Below are 6,156 nucleotides of genomic sequence, written 5' to 3' on the forward strand. Positions count from 1 at the left end.
TTTACGGAGAAGACAAGATGATGAAGGCGCTCGTCCATCAGGGGCCTGGCCGCATGGCATGGAAAGGCAAGGCCGGCGCCGCGTGCGCGCAGGCGATCGAACTCATTGTGGAGGCGGCCTGAGCCGCGGGAGGGGACAGACATGTCGGAACACGTCCTCGCCAGCGGCTGCCGCTGGGAAGACACCGCGCTCGCCCGCTTCATCCGCGATTACGGTCACGTCGATCTCGCCGGCCTCCATGCCTGCGCCACCGAGGAGCCGGAGCGCTTCTGGGCCGAGGTCGCCGAGGCCCTCGAGCTGAGCTGGACGCGGCCCTACCGCCGGGTGCTCGACCGCAGCGCCGGCCCAGCGTGGCCGCGCTGGTTCGACGGCGGCGAGCTCGATCTGTATGACAACCTCGTCGGGCGCGTCGCGCGCGAAGACCCCGAGCGCTCGGCGCTGTCGTGGGAGGGCGATGACGGCAGCACGCGGTGCTACCGCTATGCCGAACTCGATGATGAGGCGCGCCGGCTCGCCACCGGGCTCGCCGGCCTGGGTATCGGGCATGGCGACCGGGTCGCGATCTACCTGCCGATGGTGCCGGAAGCGGCGGTCGTGCTGCTCGCCTGCGCCCGCCTCGGCGCCATCGCCATGCCGCTGTTCTCGGGCTACGGGGCCGACGCGGTGGCGAGCCGGCTGCAGGATGCGGGCGCGAAGCTGCTGGTGTGCGCCGACGCCTACCTGCGCCGCGGCCGGCGCGTGGACATGCTCGCCGAGGCGCGGCTTGCGGCCGCGCGCAGTGCCTCGATCGCGCAGGTGTTGGTGGTGGCACGCGACGGCGGTGTGCAGCCGGCGTCGCCCGGCGCCGCAGCCCGCATGAGCGAGATCGACTACCGGCGTCTCGTCGCGCGCAGTGCGCCCCAGGCTGGCGCCGCCGCGCATGGGGCCGATGCGCCGCTGTTGATCCTCTACACCTCGGGCACCACCGGGCGACCGAAAGGCGTGGTCCACACCCACGCCGGCTTTCCGCTGAAGGCGGCGCAGGACATGATGATGGCCTTCGACGTGAAGGCCGGCGAGCGCATCGGCTGGATCACCGATATGGGCTGGATGATGGGGCCCTGGCTGGTGTTCGGCGCGCTGCTGCGCGGGGCGGCACTGATGCTGTTCGAGGGTACGCCCGACCACCCGCGGCCCGATCGGCTGTGGCAACTCGTCGAGCGCCATCGCCTCACCCACCTCGGACTGTCGCCCACGCTTGCGCGCCTGCTGATGGGCGAGGGCGAGGCGGGGCTGCCGGCAGCGGGCGCGCTCGCCAGCCTGCGCGTGTTCGGCTCCACGGGCGAGCCGTGGAACGAGGCGCCGTGGCGCTGGCTGTTCGAGCACGTCGGCGAGGGGCGGACGCCGATCATCAACTACTCGGGCGGCACCGAGATTGGCGGCGGCATTCTCGCCTGCTTTCCCGGCCTGCCGCAGAAGCCTTGCGGCTTTGCCGGGCCGATTCCAGGCATGGCGGCCGACGTGGTCGACGCCGCCGGACGCAGCCTGCGTGCCGGTCCGGTCACCGACCGTGGCGCTGCCACGCAGGTCGGTGAGCTCGTGCTGCGGGCGCCGTGGCCGGGCATGGCCGCCGGCTTCTGGCAGGACGACGCACGCTACCTCGACACCTACTGGTCGCGCTTTGAGGGCATCTGGGTGCATGGCGACTGGGCGCGGGTGGATGCGGACGGCCACTGGTTCATCGAGGGGCGCAGCGACGACACGCTCAAGATCGCCGGCAAGCGCGTCGGCCCGGCCGAGTACGAGTCGGCACTGGTCGGCCATCCGCTGGTCAGGGAGGCGGTCGCGATCGGCGTGCCGGACCCGGTGAAGGGGGAGGCGGCGGTGTGCTTCGTTACGCTGGCGGCCGCGGCAGGGGGCGCACGCCCCGAGGCGTGGGCAGAGCGCGAGCGCGTACTGCGCGAGCATGTCGCCGAGTGCCTGGGCAAGGCGTTGGCGCCGGCACGGGTGCATTACACGACGGCGCTGCCGCGCACGCGCAACGGCAAGATCCTGCGCCGCCTGGTGCGCGCCGCCTACCTCGGCGCACCCCTGGGCGACCTCAGCGCGCTGGAGGACCCCGCCGCGCTGGATGCCATCCATGCCTGCGTGGAGCCGGCTGGGGCCGTCGTCTGAATCGTCGGGTGAGCCGTCCGGTTTTCGAACGCCGTCCGCGCGGCGGCCGTACGAAAATCGGACGGTCGTCGGCTGGGCGCTCGTCCGCCCGTGCTCATCTTCCGGCTCGGCCACACGGCGATGCCTCCGCAGGGCCCGAGTCTGCCGGCTGTGGCGACTGTCTTGCCGACCCCCTGAGCCCAGTGGGGTTCTTGGCATTCCCTTTGCTATGCTTCAAGTCGAGGTGCGATGGGTCCGCCGCGGTCTGGCAAGGTATCGCGCCGGACTGTCGCCTCATTCGTGGCGACAGCAGCACATCGGAACCGATGCGGCAGAACTGACAGGGGCTCAACCCTCCGGTCGCACACAGCGACCCGCCGTGTCGCGTTTCGCGAGGAGGAGAGACTTGAACGCATCACATACGCCCGACGGGCAGATGTTTTCCGATCCCGGCAATGATGCCGAAGTCATGGCCGCATGGGAGCGATTTCTCGATGGCGGAGGAGGGGCGTCCGATGCGCTGCGCGGCCTGATCGACGGTTCATGGCAGCGCTGCCAGCAGCTCAACGTCGATCCCGAAAAGCGCCGCGCACCACCGCCCGTGGCCGAGGCCACGCTGGCGTCGATGAAGCTGCGCCATAGCGAACTGCTGCAGGCGAGCGCGCCCATCATGGCCTGTGCGCGCGATTTCCTCGCCCAAACCGGCACGGTGATGGCGCTGGCCGATACCAGCTCGACCATCCTGACGATGGAGGGCGACAACCCCACGCTGGGCTCGGCCGAGTCCATCCACCTGCTGCCAGGCGTGTCCTGGAGCGAGCGCATCTGCGGCACCAATGCCATAGGTACCGCGCTGGCGGTCGGCCAGCCGGTGCAGATCCATTCCGCCGAGCACTACTGCGCCGGCATCAAGCGCTGGACCTGCTCGGCGACCGTGATCCGCCATCCCCACGACGGCGAGATCCTCGGCGTGGTGGATGTGTCCGGCCTGTCGGAAACCTACAGTCGGCAGAGCCTGGCGCTGGTCGTCACCACCGCGAGCCGCATCGAGAGCCGGCTGACCATGCTCGAGATGGAGCGCCGCTACCGCCTGCTCGAGGCGGCGCTGCCGTACTGGGCCGGCGGCACTGACGGCATCGTGCTGTTCGACCGCCGCGGCTATCCGATCAAGGCCAACGAGAACGCGCAGGCCGCCATTGCCGCCTTCGGCGCCGATCTCGATCTTGCCGCGCCACGCCGCATCGCGGCCCTCGCCCTGGATGGCGAGGGCCAGCCCCCGCCGCCCTGGCTGCGCGCCGACTGGCTGGTGCCGGTGAGTAGCCGCGGTGAGCGTCTGGGCACCCTGCTGATCGTGCCCTTGCCGCGGCTCGGCCGTGCGCGGGCAGGCGAGCCGGTGCGTGACCTGGCTGGCGCGCCAGCGGTCGCGCCTGGCCTGCGCTCGGCCGAGGTGCCGGCCGGCTTCGCCTCGATCGTCACCGCGGATGCGGGCCTGTGCGACGCGCTGCGTAAGGCCGACCAGCTCGCGCGCTCGCGCGTACCGGTGCTGCTGCTGGGCGAAACCGGCGTCGGGAAGGAGGAGTTCGCGCAGGGCATCCACAAGGCCAGCCCTTTTCACGACGGCCCCTATGTGGCGTTGAACTGCGGTGGCCTGTCGCGCGAGCTGCTGGCGAGTGAGCTGTTTGGCTATGTCGAGGGCGCGTTCACCGGTGCGCGCAAGGGCGGCCTGGTCGGCAAGATCGAGGCCGCGGATGGCGGCACGCTGTTCCTCGACGAGATCGGCGAGATGCCGCTCGACCTGCAGCCGCACCTCCTTCGCGTGCTGGAGCAAGGCGAGATCTACCGACTCGGCGAAAACACGCCGCGCAAGGTCAATTTCCGCCTGATCGCGGCCACCCACCGCGACCTGCGGCAGGAGGTGGCGGCCGGCCGCTTCCGCATGGATTTCTATTATCGCGTGGCGGTGACCTCGATTCGCATCCCTTCGCTGCGCGAGCGCCGCGGCGACGTGCGCTTGCTCGCCGCGCACTTTGTCGAGTTGTTCCGCGACCGCCATGGCCTTGGCCCGCGCAGGCTCGACAATGCGCTGCTGGCGGCCCTGGATGCCTACGCCTGGCCGGGCAACGTGCGCGAACTGCGCAACGTGATCGAGAGCATGGTGCTGATGGGTGAGGGCGATTGCCTGGGCCTCGATGCCCTGCCGCCCGAGCTGGCGATGGCGCAGGGCGTACCGGGCCCAGGTCCGGCGCAGTCTGCCGGGGCCGCACCTGCCGTGCGCAGCATCGCTACCGGCGAGGTGGAACTGATCCGTTGCGCCATCGCTGCCACCCGGGGCAATCTGACACAGGCCGCGCGCGAACTCGACATCGCCAAGAGCACCTTGTATCAGAAGGTGAAGCAGTACGGTCTGGAGTCCGACATCAGCCGGATCCGAAGCGGCTAGCAGGCTGCGCGGGAGGAAAAGCGGTCGGGCACCCCGCCCGACCGCTGCTTCGCCCATTCGGAGGCGGGCGTTCAGTTTGGCTTGATTGCCACCTTCAGCACGCCATCGCGCTGGTTGGCGAACAAGTCGTAGGCGGCGACGATGTCGTCGAGCTTGTAGGTGTGGGTGACCAGCACGCCGAGATCGACTCGGCTCGACGCGACCACGTTCATCAGCCGGCGCATGCGTTCCTTGCCGCCCGGACAGAGCGCGGTGTTGATGCGGTGGTCGCCGAGGCCGGCCGCGAAGGCCGACACCGGAATCGTCAGGTCGGACGAATACACGCCGAGGCTGGACAGCGTGCCGCCCGGCTTCAGGACGCGTAATGCCGACTCGAAGGTGCCCTGCGTGCCCAGCGCCTCGATCGCGGAATCGACGCCGCGGCCGCCGGTGAGCTTCATGATTTCCTCGACGACATCGCAGTCGTGGAAATTGAGCGTGACGTCCGCGCCCATCACCTTCGAGATGCCGAGGCGGTGCGGATTGCCATCGACCGCGATCACCGTGGTCGCCCCCATCAGCCGCGCGCCGGCGGTGGCGCACAGGCCGATCGGACCCTGGGCGAAAACCGCCACGGTGTCGCCGAGGCGGATGTTGGCGTTCTCCGCGCCCTTGAAGCCGGTGGACATGATGTCCGGGCACATCAGGACCTGTTCGTCGGTGAGACCGTCGGGAATCGGTGCGAGGTTGGCCTGAGCGTCGGGTACCAGCACGTATTCGGCCTGGGTGCCGTCGATCAGGTTGCCGAAGCGCCAGCCGGCGGTGGCCTTGTAGCCGTGGCCGCCGCACTGGCCGGACGGGATCAGGTAGCTGCCGTCCTGTGAGGGCGCGCCGTCCTGTGCGGCGTAGGAGTTGAAGTTCGGGCAGATCGCGCCGGCGATGACGCGCTGGCCCTCGGTGTAGCCTTGCACTGCGCTGCCGAGCTTCTCGATCACGCCGACCGGCTCATGGCCGATGGTCAGGCCGGCTTTGACCGGGTATTCGCCCTTCAGGATATGAACGTCGGTGCCACAGATCGTGGTCGTGGTGATCCGGATCAGCGCGTCGTTCGGGCCGATCTCGGGGATGGGCTTGTCGACCAGTTCGATGCGACCTGGGGCGACGAAGACGGTGGCTTTCATCATGGGCATGGCGACTCTCCATTGGGAAACCTGAGGACGACTTCACTACCTGGATAGTCTAGCCCGCGACGCCGACATTCGAGTGATCGAGGTCAACAGATCGAGGTCAACACCTTGCGCTTTGCTTCGGGGTGGGACCGTTCAATGAGAACGGGCCCCTCGGGCCCGTTTTTTCGGATGTGGTGCCCGATGAGGCTTACACGTTGCGGTACACCTCGGCGCCGCTCTTGACGAACTCCACCGCCTTCACCTCCATGCCCTTCTTCAGCGCCTCGGCTTCGTCGATGCCCTGCTGCGCGGCGAAGTCGCGCACGTCCTGGGTGATCTTCATCGAGCAGAAGTGCGGGCCGCACATCGAGCAGAAGTGCGCCACCTTGGCCGAGTCCTTGGGCAGGGTCTCGTCGTGGAATTCCTTCGCCTTGT

3 protein-coding genes and 1 pseudogene are annotated in these 6,156 nt (G+C 69.2%); 2 read left to right on the forward strand and 2 right to left on the reverse strand.

The window, feature by feature from the left end; translation table 11 throughout:
* Positions 1-141 precede the first annotated feature (141 nt).
* Together RBT54_RS14030 and RBT54_RS14035 are read left to right on the forward strand one after the other, a co-directional pair.
* The gene (locus RBT54_RS14030; RefSeq protein WP_320367693.1) at positions 142-2,154 is read left to right on the forward strand and encodes an AMP-binding protein; all 2,013 of its coding nucleotides are present in this window, start codon (positions 142-144) and stop codon (positions 2,152-2,154) included.
* A gap of 385 nt (positions 2,155-2,539) precedes the next feature.
* Positions 2,540-4,573: a sigma-54-dependent Fis family transcriptional regulator gene (locus tag RBT54_RS14035; protein WP_320367694.1), complete on the forward strand. Its 2,034-nt coding sequence runs from the start codon at positions 2,540-2,542 to the stop codon at positions 4,571-4,573.
* Positions 4,574-4,644: 71 nt separating this feature from the next.
* Here the strand turns inward: RBT54_RS14035 and RBT54_RS14040 are convergent, their stop codons facing one another.
* Together RBT54_RS14040 and RBT54_RS14045 are read right to left on the reverse strand one after the other, a co-directional pair.
* On the reverse strand, positions 4,645-5,742 hold the full coding sequence (locus RBT54_RS14040) for an NAD(P)-dependent alcohol dehydrogenase (protein ID WP_320367695.1): 1,098 nt from the start codon (positions 5,740-5,742) through the stop codon (positions 4,645-4,647).
* 187 nt (positions 5,743-5,929) lie between these two features.
* A pseudogene (locus RBT54_RS14045) lies at positions 5,930-6,156 on the reverse strand (phosphomethylpyrimidine synthase ThiC); the annotation flags it as partial.

The sequence above is a fragment of the Thauera sp. genome, from assembly GCF_034003485.1.
Classification (GTDB): domain Bacteria; phylum Pseudomonadota; class Gammaproteobacteria; order Burkholderiales; family Rhodocyclaceae; genus Thauera.

What these genes read in the sequence shown, in the direction of transcription:
- RBT54_RS14030 (WP_320367693.1), top strand. Translation starts at nt 142, where the DNA reads ATGTCGGAACACGTCCTCGCCAGCGGCTGCCGCTGGGAAGACACCGCG.
- RBT54_RS14040 (WP_320367695.1), bottom strand. Translation starts at nt 5,742, where the DNA reads ATGCCCATGATGAAAGCCACCGTCTTCGTCGCCCCAGGTCGCATCGAA.